Below are 18,418 nucleotides of genomic sequence, written 5' to 3' on the forward strand. Positions count from 1 at the left end.
GACGCGTGCCGGCTCGCCGTCCCGGACTTGCCGGCGCCGGGGCTACAGCTCGATCGAGTACATGCGGGAGCCCGACGTCTTGACGTAGCCCAGGCTCGCGTACAGGCCGTGAGCACCGCTCGGGTTGGCCGTGTCGACGTCGAGGGCCGCGTACTGCATGCCCTCGGCGGCGAACGCCCGCATGCCCTCGGCGAGCGCTGCGAGGGCGACCTTGCGCCCCCGGTACCCGCGACGTGCGCCGAGGATGTCGGTGTACCCGAAGGAGTATCCGCGCACCGCGAAGTCCTCGGTGTACCGGGCGGCCAGCTCGTAGCCCACCACCAGCGGCTCCCCGGCGCGGAGCGCGGCGGCGGTGTCGGCGTCGGTGTCCGGCGAGGCCAGGAGCGCGTCGACGTCGGGCGCCTCGTCGATCACGAGGAACGACCACTCGGGCGCGAACCCGGCGCGCTGCGCCCACTGCTCGCGGGTCTGCGGCTGGCTGCCCCAGTGGTCCCGGAAGGCGTCGTTGTGCGCCAGGCGGGTGGGCTCGTCCAGGTCGGTGGACCACGGCACGAGGCGCAGCGACCCGGCCAGCGCCACCTCGGGCACCGGGGCGGCGTCCGGCCCCGTGAGCGGCCGCGCGAGGTCGGAGTAGTAGCGGCGCACGCCGAACCCGGCTCGCTCATACAGCCGGTGCTTCGTCGCGGGGGCGTCGTCGTCGGCGAACGTGGCGATCCGGGCAGGCACGTCCTTGCCCGACGCCGCCAGCAGCTGCCGGGCGCGGCCCGTCTCCCAGGCGAACAGCTCGCGGCCGATGCCTTCGCCGCGGCGGTCCGGGTGCACGCCGCCCCAGCAGAACGCGCGAGCCACGGTCACGTCGCCGGGCGGGCACTCGACCTGGGCCCAGGCCACGAGGACGCCGTCGTCCTCCGGGCGGGTGGAGAACCCGAGCAGGGAGTCCGCCGCCATGTCGCGCCACTCGCCGTCGAAGATCTCCTCGATCTCCTCCAGCGTCTCGACGTACGGCTGGGCGTCGGCCGGGGCGATGCGGTTGCGCAGCGCGAGCCACGCGGGCGCGTCCTCGCGGGTGGCGGCGCGCCAGGTCAGGCCGCCGGCCATGGGCAGGGTCAGGGTCGCCGGCGCGGCGGCGCGCTCGGCGATCGGGGCGAGGGTGGGGGTCTGCGTGGTCATGGCGGTCCCTAGAGTTCGATCGAGTAGACGGTGGAGCCGTCGCTCTTGGTGTAGCCCAGCCGTGCGTACAGGGCGGGCGCCCCCGTCGGGTTGTCAGCGTCGACGTCGAGCTCGGCGTACTGCATGCCGTCGGCGGCGTAGACGTGCATGGCGTGCGTGAGCAGGGCGGCCGCGATGCGGCGTCCGCGGTACGCGCGGCGCACGCCCAGCAGGCCCGTGTAGCCCGCCGTGTACCCCTGCGACTCCCAGTCGTGCTCGTACCGCTCGGCCCGGTGCAGCCCGACGACGTATGGCGTGCCCGGGGCGACCGTCACGTCCCCCGGCTGCTCGGACTCGGATCCCTCGTACTCCACCGACTCGTCGACCACCACGAAGGACCACTCGGGCACGAAGTGGCTGCGGTGCGCCCGCCACGACTCGGCGGTCCGCGGCTGGCTGCCCCAGTGCTCGCGGAACGCGTCGTTGCGGGCCAGGCGCGCGGCGTCCTCCAGCGCGTCGGACCAGGGCAGCAGGCGCAGCGGCGGCTCGAGCCCGACGGCGGGCACCGGCGCGCTCAGGTCGCGGACCAGGTTGGCGAAGTAGCGGATCGGCTCGAACCCGCCGGCGCGCAGCAGTGCGCGGCGCTCGGCGGGGTCCGTGTCATCGGTGTGGACCGAGATCCGCGCGGGCAGGTGGTCGAGCAACGGGTCGCCGGCCGACGCCGCGAGCGCCTGCCGCGCACGTGCCGTCCCCCACGCGAGGAGCTCGGTGCCGATGCCCTCGCCGCGCCGGCTGGCGTGCACCCCGCCGTGCACGGTGACCCGCAGGAGGCTGGCGCCGTCGGTCGGGAACCGCTCGGCCCAGGCGTAGGCCCGCATGGCGCCGTCGGCGTCGAGGCCGACCAGGGTGTCGGCGGCGGCGTCGAACACGGGGGCGTCGAAGCTCTCCGCGATCTCCTCGGGCGAGGTGAACCAGTCCCGGCCGTCGGCCTGCTCGACCGCGCGCAGGAGCTGCGCGAGCGCGGGCACGTCCTGCCGGGTCCAGGTCCGCCAGGTCAGGCCGCCCGCGGTGGGGACCGGCAGTGCGCGCGGCGCGGCGGCACGCGCGGCGATCGAGGGTCGCGAGGACTCGGACACGGCGGAAAGGCGGCCGGACGCGGGCGTGGACATACGGCCAAACTAAGCGACCGCACCTCGCCGGGCACGGGATTTTGCGGGGCGGTTCTCGACCGGGAGCAAGACTTGCACGGCCGGGTAGGTAACACACAGGTAGCACTGCTACGGCTCCGTTACCTACCCGGCTGCGTCATCTTTCCCCCGCCGCCGCGTCCAGCTCCGCCGTGACCCGCGCGCGCAGCGCCGCCTTCTCCGCCGGCGGCAGCCAGCATGCCTCCACCCCGGCCAGCGCCATCGCGCGCAGCCGCTCGGCGGGCACGGCAAGGTCCTCGGCGAGGATCCGGTACTCGCCGGCCAGCGTGGTGGGGAACATCCCCGGGTCGTCGGACGCCGGGATCACGTTCAGCCCGGCGTCCAGCATCGCCGCGATCGACGCCCGTCGCCACGGCCGCCAGGAGCGCCGCGACGTCGTGGAGATGACGGTGAACGGCACCTGCTCGTCGCGCACCCGCGCCACGACGTCGTCGTCCTGCAGGACGAAGTAGCCGTGGTCGATGCGGTCGCAGCCGAGCACGTCCAGGCAGGTCACGGTGTTGACCGCGACCGGGGCGTGCTCGGAGGAGTGCGCCGTCCGGCCCAGGCCGGCCTCCCCCGCGAGCCGGTAGGCGGCCGCGAACCGCTCGGGCGGGCCCGCCGTCTCGAGGTTGTCCAGCCCGATGCCGACGACGTATTCGTGCGGGTGGTCGACGACGGTGCGCACCCGCTCCAGCGCGTCCTCGCCAGAGCCGCTGCGGTCGATGCCCGCGATGAGCCGGCCGGTCATGCCGAAGTCGCGCTCGGCCATCCGGATGCCCTCGGCGTACGCCTCGACCGAGCCCAGGTATCCCAGTGACGCGAGGTGCCCGGGTACGGAGTCGAACGACACCTCCAGGTGACGCGTGGCGCTGGTGCGGTGCGCCGCCTCGAACGCCTCGTAGGTGATCCGGGTCAGGTCGTCGGCGGTGCGCAGCACCTGGGTCACCCAGCGGGAGACCTGGAACAGCGAGTACGAGACCGCGGGCTCGTCGGCGCCGCGCCCCTGCGGCACGGGGATCCGCGTGTCGCGGTAGAGGTCCGGGTCCGGCGGTTGAGAGTTGACGTCGGCGTAGATCCGTTCGGGCTCGGCGGGCAGCACGAGCCCTTCCCGGCGGGCGAGCTCCGCGAAGGTGCTTGCCCGGACCGTGCCGATGAGGTGGCAGTGCAGGTCGACCTTCGGCATCCGGTCGATGGTGGTGAGAGTGTTCATGGGGCGCCGGTCAGCCGGCCGTCACCTCTCGGGCGAACCGGTCCACCCAGTCGGCCCGCGTGGGCACGAGCTCGGCCGGGTCGAGGGTCGCGTAGCCCTCGGCCACCGGGTCGGCGGCGATGTCGCCGACGACGGCCGAGATCGAGTCCGGAACCGTCGCGTCGGGGTTGACGGGCAGGTCGCCCACCAGCTCCGCGGACGCCGTCTGCGCCTCGGCCGACAGCAGGTAGTCGATGAACTGGTGCGCGCCGTCGGCGTTGGGTGCACCGGCCGGGATCATGGCCCGGTTCGTGGCCATGTAGCGCCCGGTGGCCGGCGGAGTCCACGCGTACGGCTCGCCCGAGGCGACGAGCTCGGTCGCGAAGCCGCTCAGGGAGTCGGCCGCGACGATCTCGCCCTGCGTCAGCAGGTTCGTCACCTCGGTGGACGACGAGTAGAACTGCAGGATCCCCGGCGCCCACTCCCCGAGCGTCGTCAGGGCGGTGTCGATGTCGTACGGCCCGTCGCCGTAGGTCTCCCCCACGCCCGAGATCATGAGCTGCCCCGCCGTCACCGAGATGTCCGGCAGCGCGAGGCTCCCGGCGTGCGCGGCGTCGCCGTACAGGTCCCACTCGGCGGCCTCGGCGGCGCTGAGCGCCTCGGTCGAGTAGAGCGTGCCGTTGAGCTGGTAGCTGTAGGCCGGCCCGGCGTATCCCTCCTCCAGCGCAAAGTCCGCGACCTGGTCCAGCGACGGCACCTGGGCGGCGTCGACCTCCTGAAACAGGTCGCTCTCCTGCCCGAGCGCGGCGTAGTAGTCCGAGATGAGCATGACGTCGATGCCGGAGTCGCCCGCGGCGACCTCGAGCTGGGAGAGCCGGTCGGCGTTCGAGCCGGTCTCCACCTCGACCTCGATGCCGGTCTCGGCCGTGAACGGGTCGATCACGGCCTCCTGGAACTCCTCGACCCCGAACGGGAACGTGGAGACGACGATGGTGTCCTCGGCAGTGGCCTCGTCTCCGGCGGAGCAGCCGGCGGCGAGCAGCGACGTGGTCACGAGGCCGGTGGTGAGCACCGCGGTGCGGCGAGCTCTCAGGGTGCGGTTCATGAGATTCCTTCGGTGACGGGGTCGAGTTCGGGTTCGGATAGCGCGGGCAGGAGGGCCAGCCGCGCCTCCGGCGCGAGCAGGCGGACCCGGTCACCGGCCGACGGCGTCGGCCCGGCGGCGGCGTCAGTGCGGTGGTCGGCCAGCAGGCGGACGGCGGTGCCGGCCGGGTCGGTGGCGTCGAGCGTCACGAGCAGGTCGACGCCGCGGTAGGCGACGTCGCGCACGGTGGCGTCCAGGGCGACGGCGCCGTCCGCGGGCGTGTCCAGCGGGACGACGCGCAGGTGCTCCGGGCGGACGGCGGCCTGCCGCCCGTCCGCGAGCGTCAGGAAGTTCTCGTAGCCGAGGAACTCCGCGACGAACCGGTCGGCCGGTGTGGGGAAGACGTCGCGCGGCGCGCCGGTCTGCACGATCTTCCCGGCGCGCATGAGCACCATCTCGTCGGACATCTCCAGGGCCTCGTCCTGGTCGTGCGTGACCAGGACGACCGTCAGCCCGGTCTCCGACTGGATGCGGCGGATCTCCGCGCGCATCTGCACCCGCAGCCGCGCGTCGAGGTTGGACAACGGCTCGTCCAGGAGCAGCAGCCGCGGTCGGATGGCGACCGCCCGGGCCAGCGCGACGCGCTGCTGCTGGCCGCCGGAGAGCTGCTTGGGCTTGCGGTCGCCCAGGTGCGCGAGCCCGACGAGCTCGAGCGCCTCTCCGGCCCGGCGACGCCGCTCGGCGCCGGGCACGCCCCGCATCTTCGGCCCGTAGGCGACGTTGTCCGCCACGGTCATGTGCGGGAACAGCGCGTAGGACTGGAAGACCATGCCCAGGTTGCGTTTCTCGGGCGGCGTCCGGGTCGCGTCTTCGCCGTCGATCAGGATCCGGCCCGACGTCGGCGCGCTGTACCCGGCGAGCATGCGCAGGGTCGTCGTCTTGCCGCAGCCGCTGGGGCCGAGCAGCGTGGTCAGGCGCCCGCGCGGGATCTTCAGGTCGATCGAGTCGACGGCGGTGAAGCCGCCGAACTGCTGGGTCACGCCGACGAGCGCGGCGGCGGGGGTGGTCATCGGTTGATTCCTCCGAAGATCTTGGCGAAGCCGACGGTGCGCTCGGCGACCACGGCGACGACCACCGTCGCAGCCAGCACCAGCGTGGACGCGGCCGCCACCATGGGGTCGTAGCTCTGCTGGACGTAGTCGAGCATCGCGGGTGGCAGCGTCCGGAAGTCGCGGGTCTGCAGCAGCAGCGACAGCGGCACGTTGTTGAACGAGGTGACGAACCCGAGCAGGCCCGCCGAGATGAGGCCGGGCCGCAGCATCGGCAGCGTCACGGTGACGAACGCCCGCAGCGGCGAGGCGCCCAGGCCGCGGGCGGCCTCCTCCAGAGCGGGGTCCGCCAGCGCGAGAGAGGCGCCCGTGACGCGCACCGCGTAGGGCAGGAGCAGAGCCGTGTGGCCGAGCAGCAGCGTCGTGAAGTTGTCCAGGCGCAGACCGATCATGAGCTGCTGGTACAGCGCGAGGCCCACCACCAGCTCGGGCACCACGAGCGGCGACAGGAACAGGCCTTCGAGCAGGTCCTTGCCCGGGAGCCGGCCGCGGTGGATCGCCAGCGTGACCGGCACGCCGAGCAGCAGTGCGAGCCCGGTGGCCAGCACGGCGAGCTCCAGGCTGGAGACCACCGCCTCCAGGAACGGCGAGTAGGCCACCGCCTCCCCGAACCAGCGCAGGGACAGCCCGTCGGGCGGGAAGCGCAGCGTGCTACCCGCCGTGAACGCCGTCGCGACGACGAACAGGATGGGCACGATCATCACGACGTAGCCCAGGACGGCGAGCGTGCCGGCGACGGGATGGCGGAGCTTCGCGGTGCGGCTCAGGACGGCGCTCATGCGGTGGCCCCCTTGCGCCCGGCCAGCGTCGAGATGCCGGAGACCAGGAAGACCAGCACCGTCATGACGATCGCGGTGGCGGAGGCCGCCGCCCAGTCGACGGTGACGCTCGCGTACGAGAACAGCTGCGTGGAGAGCAGACGCTGGCTGGACCCGCCGAGCAGGTAGGGGGTCGTGTAGGCGGTCACCGACCCCGCGAACACCAGCGTGGCCGCCACCACGATGCCCGGCAGCGAGAGCGGCACCAGGATCGTCCAGAAGGCGCGGGTGCGGCTGGCGCCCAGCCCGCGGGCCGCCTCGTCCAGCCCGGGATCGACCTGCGCGACGGCGGAGTAGCAGGTGATGACCGCGAGCGGCAGGAAGAGCTGGACGAGGCCCAGCACGATCGCCAGCTCGGTGTACAGGAGCTGCGGCGCCTCCTCGACGATGCCGAGGCCGGTCAGCACCTGCCCGATCACGCCGTTCGACCCGAGCACGACCAGCCAGCCGAAGGTGCGCACCACGTTGCTCAGCAGCAGCGGGAAGATCGCCAGCGCGAGCAGCACCCCCGCCCAGCGCGACTGCGAGCGGGCCAGCAGCGAGGCGATCGGGAACCCGAGCACCACGCACAGCGCGGTGACGATCAGCCCGATGCGCACGGTGCGCCAGATGATCCCCAGGTCGTAGGGGTCGGTGAGCATCGTGGCCATGCGCTCGAGCACCTGGGCGAAGCCCACGCCGGGCGGCGCGAACAGCATCGCGACCGCCGGCAGCAGGAAGCCGACGAGCAGGAATGCCAGCCCCGGCAGGAGCAGGAGGAGGGAGGAGCGTGCTCGCACGAGCCGTCTTTCGTTGATGGAACCGGTTGCAGAGGACCCTAAGGCATAGGCGGAGGTGCTCCTGCAATCCCTTGGTTAACTTCCTGTTACATCGTGTGTCGCGCGCAGCGGAAACGGTTGCAATCAACGTCTACAGTGTTCCCACCGACAAAGGAGGAACGTTGCCCGATCTGTCCGACGTCGCCGCGGTGGCCGGCGTCTCCAAGGCGACCGCGTCGCGCGCGCTCAACGGGAGCGGCCTGGTCGCCGCCGAGACCGCCGTGCGGGTCGTGGCGGCGGCCGCCCGGCTCGGGTACGTGCCCAACCGGGCGGCGCGCGAGCTCGCCCGCGGGCGCAGCGGCATCATCGCCATCGTCGTCCCCACGCTGGACAACGCGTTCTTCACGCCGATCATCGCCGGGGCCCAGGCGCGGGCCGAGGAGGCCGGCCTGCAGCTCACCGTTGCCGTGCACGCGCTCGACGCCGCGGGCGCGTTCGACCGGCTCGCCCGCCAGGTCGACGGCTTCCTCGTCGTCGCCCCGCGGGGCAACGACACCCTGGTGGCGAGCTCCGGCTCGGCCAAGCCCGCGGTCCTGGTGGACCGCGAGATCGACGGCATGACGTCGGTCGTGGCTGACACCGCCAGCGCCTTCGGCACGCTGACCACGCGGCTCGCGGCCGAGGGCCATTCGCGGATCGTCTACGTGGGCGGCCCCCCGGGCTCGTGGCAGGACCGGCAGCGTACGGCCGCTGTGCGGGACGCCGCGCGCCAGGCAGGGAGCGAGCTCACCGTGCTCGGCCCTTGCCCGGCGACCTTCACCGCCGGCGTCGAGGTGACGCCCGCCGTCCTCGAGACGGGGGCGACCGCCGTCGTCCCGTACGCGACGTCCATCGGCCTGGGCCTGCTGCTCGCGCTCGGCACGCGCGGCGTCGACGTGCCGCGCGACCTCGTGGTGAGCACCGAGCCGACGGTCATCGAGGCGCTCGGCCTGGAGCACACGCCGGCCATCGACGTCGACGGCGAGGAGCTGGGCCGGACGGCGATGGACCTGCTCACGCGGCAGCTCGACGGGCAGGACGAGCCGGGGCGCCAGGTGCGGCTGGCGGTGCCGGTGCGGGGCTGACCGTCCTGTCCGGCGGCGTCAGCGCAGCGCGATCACGAGCTGCGTCAGCAGCGGCGCCACGATCAGGGCGGGCAGCAGGTCGCCCACCGGGATCTGCTTGACGTTCAGCAGCCGCAGGGCGATGCCCACCAGCAGCAGGCCGCCGGTCGCCGTCAGCGCGGAGATGTGCGCGTCCGGCAGCACCGACCCGAGCAGCACGCCGGCCAGCGTCACCAGGCCCTGGACGACAGCGACCGACACCGCGGACAGCAGCACCCCGACCCCGAACGACGACGCGAACGCCAGCGCCGCGAAGCCGTCGAGGACGGACTTCAGCAGGAGCTGGTCGATGCCGCGGCCGAGCCCGTCCGACAGCGACCCGAGGATGGCGAGCGGCCCGACGCAGAACAGCAGGGACGCGGTGAGCCATCCCTCGATGAAACGCTCGCGCGCCGCATGGTCCTGACCCGCCTCGCTCGCGTCGATCAGCCCGCGACGCCGCCCGGCGCGCGCACCGCCGGTGCGCCTGGCCAGCCAGGCCTGGATCGTGCCGGCCAGCCCTTCCAGCCTCGCCTCGATCCGCAGCAGGGACCCGGCGATGCCGCCGATCAGAAGAGACCCGAGCACGATCAGGACGGGGGCGCCGCTGCCGGTGGCCGCGACGAAGGCGGCGTCGGTCACCGCCATCGCGGACAGCGCGGCGACCAGCAGGGTGACGAGGCCGAGGATATCGGTCACCACGGCGTGCGTGCGCTGGGGCAGCCGGTGCCCCACGGCCATCCCGAGGAGCGACCCCACGACGATCAGTGCGACGTTGATGAGGGTGCCCAGTCCGGGGAAGTCGAAACTCACGGCCGCGAGCCTACTGCGCGCTACGAGGTCCGGTACGCCGACCCACGCCTCCTGGATGCCCGCCCAGGTAACGACGTACGCAGCCGGGAGCGTCAGACCACCGCCGTCAGTGCACGGAGAAGCCGCCGTTGACGAACAGCGAGTGGCCTGTGACATAGCCGGACGCGGCGCTCGCGAGGAAGACGGCGGCGCCCGCGAAGTCCTCGGGTACGCCGTTGCGGCCCACGGTGGTGCGGGCCGCGAGCGCCGCGACCTTCCCGGCGTCGTCCTGGAGGCGCTGGTTCAGGGGCGTGAGGACGAACCCGGGCACGAGGGTGTTGGCGGTGACACCGCGGGCGGACCAGGCCTCGGACTGGGAGCGGGCGAGGGACTCGAGCGCGCCCTTGGAGACGCCGTAGGCGCCGCTGTCGACGAACGACCGGTGGGCCTGCTGCGAGGAGACGTGGATGAGCCGGCCGAATCCGCGCTCGGCCATGCCCGGCGCCAACCGCTGGCCGAGCAGGAACGGGGCTTCGAGGTTGACGGTCATCGTGATGTCCCAGATCTCTTCGTCGATCCGGTCCATGTGCGGGCGCAGGTTGATGCCGGCGCTGTTGACGAGGATGTCGGGCTCCCCAGCGACGGCGACGATGTCGTCGGCTGCGGCGTGGATGTCGTCGCGCGTACCGAGGTCCGCGACCACCGTCTCGATCGTGCAGCCACGCTCCCGCAGGACGCCGGCGACCTCGTCCAGCCGTTCGGCGCCGCGTGCGAGGAGCACGGTGTGAGCCCCAGCGAGCGCCAGCGCGGTGGCGATTCCCCGTCCGATGCCGGAGCTGCCGCCGGTCACGACGGCGGTGCGGCCCTCCAGGGAGAACAGGGAGGCCAGGTAGTCGCGTGTTGTCATGGCGGGGACGATACCGAGCAACGGGCACGCGCGGCGCCGTCGTCGGGTGGGGGCTTACGCTGCCGGGGTGACAGCTCTTCCCGCCGCCCTGCCCGCCCTCGGCGAACGCTCCGCCGCCCTGCTGGAGGCCATGCGCACGCGCGTGGTCGTGGCCGACGGCGCCATGGGCACGATGATCCAGGCGGCGAATCCGACCCTGGAGGACTACGAGGGTCTTGAGGGCTGCAACGAGATCCTCACGGTCTCGCGGCCGGACATCATCGCAGGCGTGCACGACGGGTTCCTCGAGGTGGGCGTGGACGCCATCGAGTCGAACACGTTCGGTGCGAACTGGTCGAACCTGTCGGACTACGGCATCGACGACCGGATCCGCGAGCTGGCCCGCAAGGGTGCGGCGCTGGCCCGAGAGCGAGCGGACGCGTACTCGACGCCGGACCGCCCGCGCTGGGTGCTGGGCTCCATGGGCCCAGGCACGAAGCTGCCGTCGCTGGGCCACACCACGTACGCGCACCTCCGGGATACGTTCGCGGAGCAGGCGGCGGGCCTGATCGAGGGCGGCGCGGACGCGCTCCTGGTCGAGACGAGCCAGGACCTCCTGCAGGCCAAGGCCGCGGTGACGGGCTGCCGGCAGGCGATGTCCGACGTCGGGCAGCGGGTCGCGATCATCGTGTCGGTGACCGTGGAGACCACGGGGACCATGCTGATGGGCTCGGAGATCGGCGCGGCGCTGGTGGCGCTGCAGGCGCTGGGCATCGACGCGATCGGCATGAACTGCGCGACCGGCCCGGAGCAGATGAGCGAGCACCTGCGGCACCTGTCGCAGCATGCGGAGATCCCCGTGACCTGCATGCCGAACGCGGGCCTGCCGGTGCTGGGGCCGGGCGGCGCCTCCTACCCGCTGACGCCGGAGGAGCTGGCCGCCGCGCACACGCAGTTCGCGCGCGAGTTCGGCCTGGGCCTGGTGGGCGGCTGCTGCGGTACCACGCCGGAACACATGCGCCTGGTGGTCGAGGCCGTGGGCGGGGCGCCGGTCGGGCAGCGCGAGCCGGTGCGGGAGAACGCCGTCGCCTCGCTCTACTCCGCCACGGACCTGCGGCAGGAGACGAGCTTCCTCGCGATCGGCGAGCGCACCAACGCCAACGGCTCCAAGGCGTTCCGGGAGGCGATGCTGGACAGCCGCTGGGACGACGTCGTCGACATCGCACGGGCCCAGACCCGCGACGGCGCGCACATGCTGGACGTGTGCGTGGACTACGTGGGCCGCGACGGCGTCGAGGACGTGCGCGCGGTGGTCTCCCGGCTGGCCTCGGCGAGCACGCTGCCGCTCGTGATCGACTCCACGGAGCCGGCGGTGATCCGCGCGGGCCTGGAGCTGCTGGGCGGCCGCGGGGTTGTGAACTCGGTGAACTTCGAGGACGGCGACGGGCCGGACTCCCGGTTCGGGCGGATCATGCCGGCGGTCGTGGAGCACGGCGCCGCCGTCGTCGCGCTGACCATCGACGAGGAAGGCCAGGCGCGGACCGCCGATGGGAAGGTGGCGATCGCCTCCCGGCTGATCGACACCCTGGTGAACGACTGGGGCATGCGCGTGGACGACATCATCGTCGACGCCCTGACCTTCCCGATCGCCACCGGCCAGGAGGAGACGCGGCGCGACGCGATCGAGACCATCGAGGCGATCCGCGAGCTCACCCGCAAGTACCCCGGCGTACACACCACGCTCGGCGTCTCGAACGTGTCGTTCGGCCTGAACCCGGCGGCGCGCGCCGTGCTGAACTCGGTGTTCCTGCACGAGGCGACCGAGGCGGGCCTGGACTCGGCGATCGTGCACGCGGCGAAGATCCTCCCGCTGTCCTCGATCCCGGACGAGCAGCGGCAGACGGCGCTCGACCTGGTGTGGGACAAGCGCGAGTGGGACGCCGACGGCAACCTGACCTACGACCCGCTGTCCAAGCTGCTCGACCTGTTCGAGGGTGTGGATGCGGGGGCGATCCGGGATGCCCGGGCTGCGGAGCTGGCGGGGCTGCCCGTGGGCGAGCGGCTGGCCCGGCGGATCATCGACGGCGCCCGCAAGGGGCTCGAGCCCGACATCGAGGAGGCGCTGGGCGCCGGCATGAAGGCGCTGGACATCGTCAACGACCACCTGCTGGAGGGCATGAAGGTGGTGGGCGAGCTGTTCGGCAAGGGCGAGATGCAGCTGCCGTTCGTGCTGCAGTCGGCGGAGGTGATGAAGGCCGCTGTCGCGCTGCTGGAGCCGCACATGGAGAAGGTCGAGGGCGACCAGACCAAGGGCACGATCGTGCTGGCGACCGTGCGTGGCGACGTGCACGACATCGGCAAGAACCTCGTGGACATCATCCTGACGAACAACGGCTACAAGGTGGTGAACATCGGCATCAAGCAGCCGGTGAGCGCCATGATCGACGCCGCGATCGAGCACGACGCCGACGTCATCGGCATGTCGGGGCTGCTGGTGAAGTCGACGGTGGTGATGAAGGAGAACCTGGAGGAGCTCGCCTCACGCGGGTACGACAAGCGGTGGCCGGTGCTGCTGGGTGGGGCTGCGCTGACTCGGACTTATGTCGAGGACGACCTGGCCGGGGTCTTTCCCGGGGTGGTGCGGTACGCGAAGGACGCCTTCGAGGGGCTGCGGCTGATGGAGCCTCTCGTGCGTGTTGCCCGGGGCGCTTCGCCGGACGACGTCGGACTGCCGGCGCTGAAGAAGCGGCGGCACGCGGTGGTGACGGTGACGCAGACGGCTGTCGAGGACCTGCCTTCTCGGTCTGACGTGGCGGCCGACAATCCCGTGCCCGACCCGCCGTTCTGGGGCACGCGGATCGTGAAGGGCGTGCAGCTCTCCGAGTACGCCGCCTTCCTGGACGAGCGGGCGACGTTCATGGGTCAGTGGGGGCTCAAGCCGGGGCGCTCTTCGGACGGGGCGTCATATGAAGAACTGGTCGAGGCCGAGGGGCGGCCGCGGCTCGCGGGGTGGCTGGACCGGATCCTGACCGACCAGATCATGGACCCGACGGTGGTGTACGGGTACTTCCCGGTGTGGTCCGAGGGGGATTCCGTTGTTGTGGCGCACCATGGGGAGCTCGCCGGGATCGGCGCGCCCGACGGCGGGTCCGGTGGTGCTGTCGGGACCGAACGGCTGCGGTTCAACTTTCCGCGGCAGCGGCGGGACCGGCACCTGTGTCTCGCCGACTTCGTGCGGCCGCGGTCGTGGGTCGAGGAGACCGGGCGGTTCGACGTGCTGCCGGTGCAGCTCGTGACGGTCGGGGACTCCGTTTCCGCGCATACCGCTCGGCTCTTTGAAGCCAACAAGTACCGGGAGTACATGGAGCTGCACGGGCTTTCCGTGCAGCTCACCGAGGCGCTTGCCGAGTTCTGGCATGCGCGCGTGCGGGACGAGCTCGGGTTCGCGTCCGAGGAGCCGGCCGGGGTCGAGGGGATGTTCAAGCTGGAGTACCGCGGGGCGCGGTTCTCGCTGGGGTATCCGGCGTGCCCGCAGATGGAGGACCGGCACAAGGTGGTGGAGCTGCTGCGGCCGGAGCGGGTCGGGGTGACGCTGTCGGACGAGCTGCAGCTGCATCCGGAGCAGTCGACGGATGCGTTCGTGTTCCACCACCCGGAGGCGAAGTACTTCTCTGTGTGACTTCTGGGATGGTGGCCGTCCGACCAGGTCAAGCGCGTTCTCACTGGTCAGAGCCTCGGGCGGATTCCCGTGACTCCCGTATCCAGACGTCGCTGGACGTTCCTCAGCCTCGGCGGGTCGATCACGTTCCACGACCCCGCTCTATGGAACCGTGGGAGCGTTCTCACAATCTTGGTCTTCCTGTCCACGTTTTTGATTGCCACCAGGCGCCGCGCGACCGATGATTAATCGGTGGCTACAGATCCTGTGTCAGGAATCGAGTCTCCAGAATATGAGAGCAAGCTGGAAGAAATCTTTGCCGAATACCCTATCCCGCTTGCCGAACATCAGCTCTTAAAAACCGCCGATCCCAATATCGCCCGTGAAGAAGTATCTCGGGCGCTCTTCCCTCACGAACTACACCTCAAAGGTGACACTCGCCGTTTCGAGGCTTCGATCCGCAACGCCAGACTTCGGGCGGTGAGTATCACCGTCCTGGCCTATGGGGCCGAAGTCGAACTCGTCGCCGAGCGTGCCGATGCCTCGTTCATCGTCGCCCACTCACTCGTCGGACGAGCGACGTTCAGTATCGGCGGTCAGTCGGTCGCCGTTCGGCCCGGTACCGCAGCAGTATCCACGCCCGGCAAGCCTATCCGCATCAGGTGGCAGCCCGGGAGCGTCATGATGGTGATCACCATCGACCGCACCGCAATGGAAGCAGAGTTTGAAACGTGGGTCGATGCCAAACCGAGCGTCCCCCTGCGTTTCCAGCCCGTCGTCAACGTCTGGGACATGCCGGCCGCCAGCTGGTGGACTGCTGTCGACAACCTCGTCGAAGACCTTGATTCATCAACACCGATGCTCCGCCACCCCGCCGCGGCTTCCGTAGCCGAGCGAGGATTGATGGTCGGGCTGCTGCTCGCCATGCCGCACAACTATTCGAGCCAGCTATGGGAGAAGCCATCACCGATCGGCCCTGAATGGCTGCGCCGCGCAGTCGATCTGATCGAACAGCTTCCGCATCGCACCTGGACGGTGCCCGACCTGGCACGAGCATCGAACACGAGCACCCGGGCTCTGTTTGACGGATTTCGCCGGTGGCTGGGGACCACCCCCATGGACTATCAGCGGCAGATCAGGCTGCGACGTGCCTGGATCGAGCTTCGGACCGCCGACCCCAGCGCGGAGACCACGGTTACCGCGATCGCGTCCCGGCTCGGGTTCACCAACCTGGGGCGTTTCGCTGCTGAGTATCGCCGGCGCTTCGGCGAGCTGCCATCGGTGACCTTGCAGCGCGGCCGCGATGGCTACTGATCCTGTCTCGCCTTCCTCCGCGCCTCGGTAGTCCCCGCGTGTCGTGCATGGCGGAGATCGATCGGTTGCCTCGACTCGTAGGTCGCCCATGGAGCGTGATCCCCAGTATTGGCACCGCCGACGGTCCGCCGCTCTCCCTACTTGACGGCTCCGGCGGTGAGGCCGGCGATCACCTGGCGCTGCAAGATCAGGAAGAGGCAGATCGGTACCAGCATCACCAAGGTCGCGCCGGCCACCGCCCCGGTGACGTTGAATCCGAACTGCGACTTGAAACCGGCCAGCACAAGCTGAACGTTCCGGTTCTCCTCCGATACCAGCAAGAGGTTGGCGAAGAAGAACTCGTTCCAGATGTTCACGAACGCCACGACCGCGACGGTCGCCAACGCGGGTCGCGTCAACGGCAGCACGATGCGGAACAGCGTTGTGAAGTATCCCGCGCCGTCGATCATCGCGGCTTCCTCCAGCTCCGGCGGAGTTGAGACGAGGAAGGCCCGCAGCACGACGAACGTGAACGGGAACTGCAGCGCCGAGTAGAAGATCACCATCCCGAGCCGCGAGTCGAACATCCCCAGCTCCCGCACCACGAAGAACACCGGAGTCGCCAGACCGACCAGGGGCAACGCGAGCGCCAAGGAGAACAACGCGACCAGTGCGTTGCGCCCGCGAAATGAGAACCGCGCCAGCGGGTAAGCCGCTAGGAACGCCGTCCCCAGCGCACCGACCGTTCCAAGCCCTGCGTAAATGAGCGTGTTCAACATGTATTCGTGCAAGTGGATCTGGGTAAACGCGTCGATGAATCCTTGGAGTGTGAACGGCGATGGCCAGAACCCATTCCCGGAGAAGATCTGGTTCCCGGTCTTGAAGCTTGACAGCATCACCCACACCGTCGGTGCCAGTGCCAGCAGCACGACGATACCCAGGAATCCGTAGATCAGGATGTTTGCCCACACGGATCGACGCGCGATTCTGGTATTTCCTGTCTCGCTCATAATGCTCGCTCCCCGATTCGAAATGCCCGCCGGACGGTGATGATCAGCACCAGGCCGATGACGATGATCACCGAGCCGACCGCGTTGGCGTAACCCCATTCGCCGCTCAGATAGGCCCGGTACGCGTACAGCGCCAGCGTCGCCGTCGCGTCGTCCGGCCCGCCGGCCGTCAGAATGAACACCAGGTCGAACATGCCGATGTCCACCAGGAGTCGGATGAGGATCGCGGTCCCGATGACGTTGCGCAGCAGCGGCAAGGTGATCCGCGTGAGCTGCTGCCATGTCGTGGCGCCGTCGACCGAGGCTGCCTCGTACAGCTCGTTCGGGATCGACGCGATCTCGGCCATGACCAGCACGACGACGAACCCGATGATGAACACGAAGGTCCCCGCCACGGCCCATCGCGCCGTCGCGGTGTCGAAGAGCCAGTCCCTGTCCCCGGGAAGGCCCAGCGCGCCGAGGGCGTTGTTCAGCAATCCCGCCCTCGGGTTGTAGAACATGGAGAAGATGACGGCGTAGGCCGCGCCGGAGATCACGAACGGCACGAAGACGATCGTCCGCAGAGCTTTCCACCCGCGAGGCCGCAGCGCGAGCACCATGCCGACGCCGACGCCGAGCGGGACCTGAATGAACACCGAGGCTGCGGCATAGAACAGCGTGTTGACTATCGCCTTGAAGAAGACCGGGTCCTGGAACATCTGCCGGTAGTTGTCCAACCCCACCCAAGCGAAGTCCAGACCACTCCATCGAGCGAACGCCGTTCCCGTTAGGACGAAGAACGGCACCAAGAAGAACGTGCCGAACAGGAGCAGCCCAGGTAGCAGTGAGACCACGATCGGCCCGCGCATGCCCCGCGGGATCCTCGTCCCCGAGACAGGCCTGGCAGACCGCTTGAGAGATCGCCGCTCCACCTGCCCCCCGACGGGCGCGCGCTCGGCCGAGGCGGCCCGCTCGTTGCCGGAGGCGGAATGCGGCGGCCGGTGCCTTGTGAGAACGCTCATCGTCAGCCGCCTACTGCGCACTCGACGCGGAGTCGTCGGTCAAGCGCTGCAGGAACTCGTCGGTGTCCATGTCGCCCTTCACGTAGGCGGGCCACAGGTTCTTCCATGACGTATCGAGTCCAGCCGGTCCGTGCACGCGCGCGTGCGGGTAGCTGTACGTCAGATCGGCGGTCTGCTCGATCAGCCCAGTCGCGAGCGGTTCCAGGTCTGCGGCTTCGGTCGCCGCAGCATCGACCTGCACTGGCGGGTTGGCGCCCGTCGCCTGTGCCTGCGCGAGCACCTCGTCCTCAGACGTCATGAACTTGACGAAGGTCTCGACCGCTTCGAGCTTTCGCTCGTCTGTCGTACCGGATACCCATCCCGCACCCGAAACGACGACCGTGCCCTGGCCGCCATCCGACCAGCCTGGTGCGGGGGCGTAGCCCGTCTTCTCGTACAGGCCCGGAGCCGCCTCGGTCGTGAGGTTGGTCTTGACGAACCACGGTCCGTTGGGAACCATCGCCGCTTCTTCGGTCAGGTACGGGGCGGCCGCGTTCTGGAAATCGCCGGAGAACGCGTCAGCGTTCACGTAGCCCTCGACGTGCCAGTCCCGGAGGCGCTCGGTCGCCTGGACCACCGCGGGGTCCTCCCCCCAGTCCTCCAGCTCGACGATCTTCTCGCCGAGAAACTCGTCGCCGCCGGGTTGGGTCCCGATCAGGTTGGCCCACATCAGCTTCGTCGCCCAGTCGCCGTCCAGTGCGATCGCGATCTTGTCCTGCTGCTTGAGCTCTGCAGCCAGATCCTCGAGCTCGTCCCAGGTCGCCGGGAACCGGTCGTATCCGGCGGCTTCGAGCAGTGCCGAGTTGTAGTAGATCCCGATCGCGTCGCGCTGCTGCGGGATCGCCCAGATCTGGCCTTCCGGGCCTGTCAGTGCGTCGAACGCCTGGTCCTGGAAGCTTGCCGCCCAGTCGCCGTCGGCTTCCAGGCTCGACGCGAAGTCGTGGAGCTTGCCGGTCTCCTGCATCGCCTTGATCTCGCCGGAGTTGAGTTGGAAGAGATCAGGCAGGTCGTCGGCGAGGGCGAGTCGCTGGTAATACTGCAGCCGGTCATCGCCGGAGCCGGCGTTCGGGTTCTCGATGGTCTCGATCCGAAAGTCGCCAGCGAACTCTTCGTTGAACCGTTGTGCGGCCTCGTAGTTGTACTGCAGGAACGGATCGGTCGGGCTCTCCTGGCAGGTGGCGCAGGTGACCACCACCTCGCCCGAGTCGGCAGCATCCGGACCGGAGCTGCATCCCGCGACACCTGCCAGCAAGGCAGCTGCCGAAACGGTTGCCACTGTCGTCCTTCTAGCCTTGTCCAT

General features: G+C 70.3%; 15 protein-coding genes. 3 read left to right on the forward strand and 12 right to left on the reverse strand.

Annotated features, from left to right (window positions below):
* Positions 1 to 42: 42 nt before the first annotated feature.
* From EW117_RS07225 to EW117_RS07255, 7 genes are all read right to left on the reverse strand, one after another.
* Positions 43 to 1,170: a GNAT family N-acetyltransferase gene (locus tag EW117_RS07225; protein WP_129785172.1), complete on the reverse strand. Its 1,128-nt coding sequence runs from the start codon at positions 1,168 to 1,170 to the stop codon at positions 43 to 45.
* Between the two features lie 8 nt (positions 1,171 to 1,178).
* On the reverse strand, positions 1,179 to 2,318 hold the full coding sequence (locus EW117_RS07230) for a GNAT family N-acetyltransferase (RefSeq protein WP_129785174.1): 1,140 nt from the start codon (positions 2,316 to 2,318) through the stop codon (positions 1,179 to 1,181).
* A 136-nt stretch (positions 2,319 to 2,454) separates the two neighbouring features.
* Positions 2,455 to 3,549, reverse strand: coding sequence for an adenosine deaminase family protein (locus EW117_RS07235; protein WP_242504135.1), 1,095 nt, complete (start codon positions 3,547 to 3,549; stop codon positions 2,455 to 2,457).
* A 10-nt stretch (positions 3,550 to 3,559) separates the two neighbouring features.
* Positions 3,560 to 4,633 (reverse strand): extracellular solute-binding protein, encoded by a 1,074-nt coding sequence (locus EW117_RS07240; RefSeq protein WP_129785176.1) that lies wholly within the window; start codon positions 4,631 to 4,633, stop codon positions 3,560 to 3,562.
* Positions 4,630 to 5,682 carry an ABC transporter ATP-binding protein gene (locus EW117_RS07245; RefSeq protein ID WP_129785178.1) on the reverse strand — a complete coding sequence of 351 codons (1,053 nt, stop codon included), beginning with the start codon at positions 5,680 to 5,682 and terminating at the stop codon, positions 4,630 to 4,632. Before EW117_RS07245 ends, EW117_RS07240 begins: the two co-directional genes overlap by 4 nt.
* A complete protein-coding gene (locus EW117_RS07250; RefSeq protein WP_242504136.1) occupies positions 5,679 to 6,500 on the reverse strand; it encodes an ABC transporter permease in 822 nt (273 codons plus the stop codon). Before EW117_RS07250 ends, EW117_RS07245 begins: the two co-directional genes overlap by 4 nt.
* Complete coding sequence (locus EW117_RS07255; RefSeq protein WP_129785180.1) at positions 6,497 to 7,318, reverse strand: ABC transporter permease; 822 nt, start codon at positions 7,316 to 7,318, stop codon at positions 6,497 to 6,499. The genes EW117_RS07250 and EW117_RS07255 overlap by 4 nt, the downstream gene beginning before the upstream one ends.
* 161 nt (positions 7,319 to 7,479) lie before the next feature.
* Between EW117_RS07255 and EW117_RS07260 the strand changes: the two genes are divergently transcribed.
* Entirely contained in the window at positions 7,480 to 8,421 is a 942-nt protein-coding gene (locus tag EW117_RS07260) for a LacI family DNA-binding transcriptional regulator (RefSeq protein WP_129785182.1), read from the forward strand.
* An 18-nt stretch (positions 8,422 to 8,439) separates the two neighbouring features.
* Here EW117_RS07260 and EW117_RS07265 read toward each other — a convergent pair whose 3' ends face one another.
* Positions 8,440 to 9,252: a DUF554 domain-containing protein gene (locus EW117_RS07265; protein WP_207211781.1), complete on the reverse strand. Its 813-nt coding sequence runs from the start codon at positions 9,250 to 9,252 to the stop codon at positions 8,440 to 8,442.
* A gap of 106 nt (positions 9,253 to 9,358) precedes the next feature.
* Complete coding sequence (locus tag EW117_RS07270; protein ID WP_129785186.1) at positions 9,359 to 10,138, reverse strand: SDR family NAD(P)-dependent oxidoreductase; 780 nt, start codon at positions 10,136 to 10,138, stop codon at positions 9,359 to 9,361.
* A gap of 130 nt (positions 10,139 to 10,268) precedes the next feature.
* Here EW117_RS07270 and metH point away from each other — a divergent pair, with 130 nt between their 5' ends.
* Both metH and EW117_RS07280 read left to right on the forward strand, forming a co-directional pair.
* Positions 10,269 to 13,796 carry a methionine synthase gene (metH, locus tag EW117_RS07275; RefSeq protein ID WP_242504151.1) on the forward strand — a complete coding sequence of 1,176 codons (3,528 nt, stop codon included), beginning with the start codon at positions 10,269 to 10,271 and terminating at the stop codon, positions 13,794 to 13,796.
* A 231-nt stretch (positions 13,797 to 14,027) separates the two neighbouring features.
* A complete protein-coding gene (locus tag EW117_RS07280) occupies positions 14,028 to 15,089 on the forward strand; it encodes an AraC family transcriptional regulator (RefSeq protein ID WP_129785190.1) in 1,062 nt (353 codons plus the stop codon).
* A 137-nt stretch (positions 15,090 to 15,226) separates the two neighbouring features.
* On the opposite strand, the gene EW117_RS07285 is transcribed toward EW117_RS07280, so the two are convergent.
* From EW117_RS07285 to EW117_RS07295, 3 genes are all read right to left on the reverse strand, one after another.
* Complete coding sequence (locus tag EW117_RS07285) at positions 15,227 to 16,039, reverse strand: carbohydrate ABC transporter permease (protein ID WP_165362548.1); 813 nt, start codon at positions 16,037 to 16,039, stop codon at positions 15,227 to 15,229.
* 35 nt (positions 16,040 to 16,074) lie between these two features.
* Complete coding sequence (locus EW117_RS07290; RefSeq protein ID WP_165362550.1) at positions 16,075 to 16,926, reverse strand: carbohydrate ABC transporter permease; 852 nt, start codon at positions 16,924 to 16,926, stop codon at positions 16,075 to 16,077.
* Positions 16,927 to 17,089: 163 nt separating this feature from the next.
* Positions 17,090 to 18,418 (reverse strand): ABC transporter substrate-binding protein, encoded by a 1,329-nt coding sequence (locus EW117_RS07295; protein WP_165362552.1) that lies wholly within the window; start codon positions 18,416 to 18,418, stop codon positions 17,090 to 17,092.

Source organism: Promicromonospora panici, from assembly GCF_900608595.1.
Taxonomy (GTDB): Bacteria; Actinomycetota; Actinomycetes; order Actinomycetales; family Cellulomonadaceae; genus Promicromonospora; species Promicromonospora panici.

What these genes read in the sequence shown, in the direction of transcription:
- EW117_RS07230 (WP_129785174.1), bottom strand. Translation starts at nt 2,318, where the DNA reads ATGTCCACGCCCGCGTCCGGCCGCCTTTCCGCCGTGTCCGAGTCCTCG.
- EW117_RS07225 (WP_129785172.1), bottom strand. Translation starts at nt 1,170, where the DNA reads ATGACCACGCAGACCCCCACCCTCGCCCCGATCGCCGAGCGCGCCGCC.
- EW117_RS07295 (WP_165362552.1), bottom strand. Translation starts at nt 18,418, where the DNA reads ATGGACAAGGCTAGAAGGACGACAGTGGCAACCGTTTCGGCAGCTGCC.
- EW117_RS07270 (WP_129785186.1), bottom strand. Translation starts at nt 10,138, where the DNA reads ATGACAACACGCGACTACCTGGCCTCCCTGTTCTCCCTGGAGGGCCGC.
- EW117_RS07235 (WP_242504135.1), bottom strand. Translation starts at nt 3,549, where the DNA reads ATGAACACTCTCACCACCATCGACCGGATGCCGAAGGTCGACCTGCAC.
- EW117_RS07290 (WP_165362550.1), bottom strand. Translation starts at nt 16,926, where the DNA reads ATGCGCGGGCCGATCGTGGTCTCACTGCTACCTGGGCTGCTCCTGTTC.
- EW117_RS07240 (WP_129785176.1), bottom strand. Translation starts at nt 4,633, where the DNA reads ATGAACCGCACCCTGAGAGCTCGCCGCACCGCGGTGCTCACCACCGGC.
- EW117_RS07245 (WP_129785178.1), bottom strand. Translation starts at nt 5,682, where the DNA reads ATGACCACCCCCGCCGCCGCGCTCGTCGGCGTGACCCAGCAGTTCGGC.
- EW117_RS07250 (WP_242504136.1), bottom strand. Translation starts at nt 6,500, where the DNA reads ATGAGCGCCGTCCTGAGCCGCACCGCGAAGCTCCGCCATCCCGTCGCC.
- metH (WP_242504151.1), top strand. Translation starts at nt 10,269, where the DNA reads ATGCGCACGCGCGTGGTCGTGGCCGACGGCGCCATGGGCACGATGATC.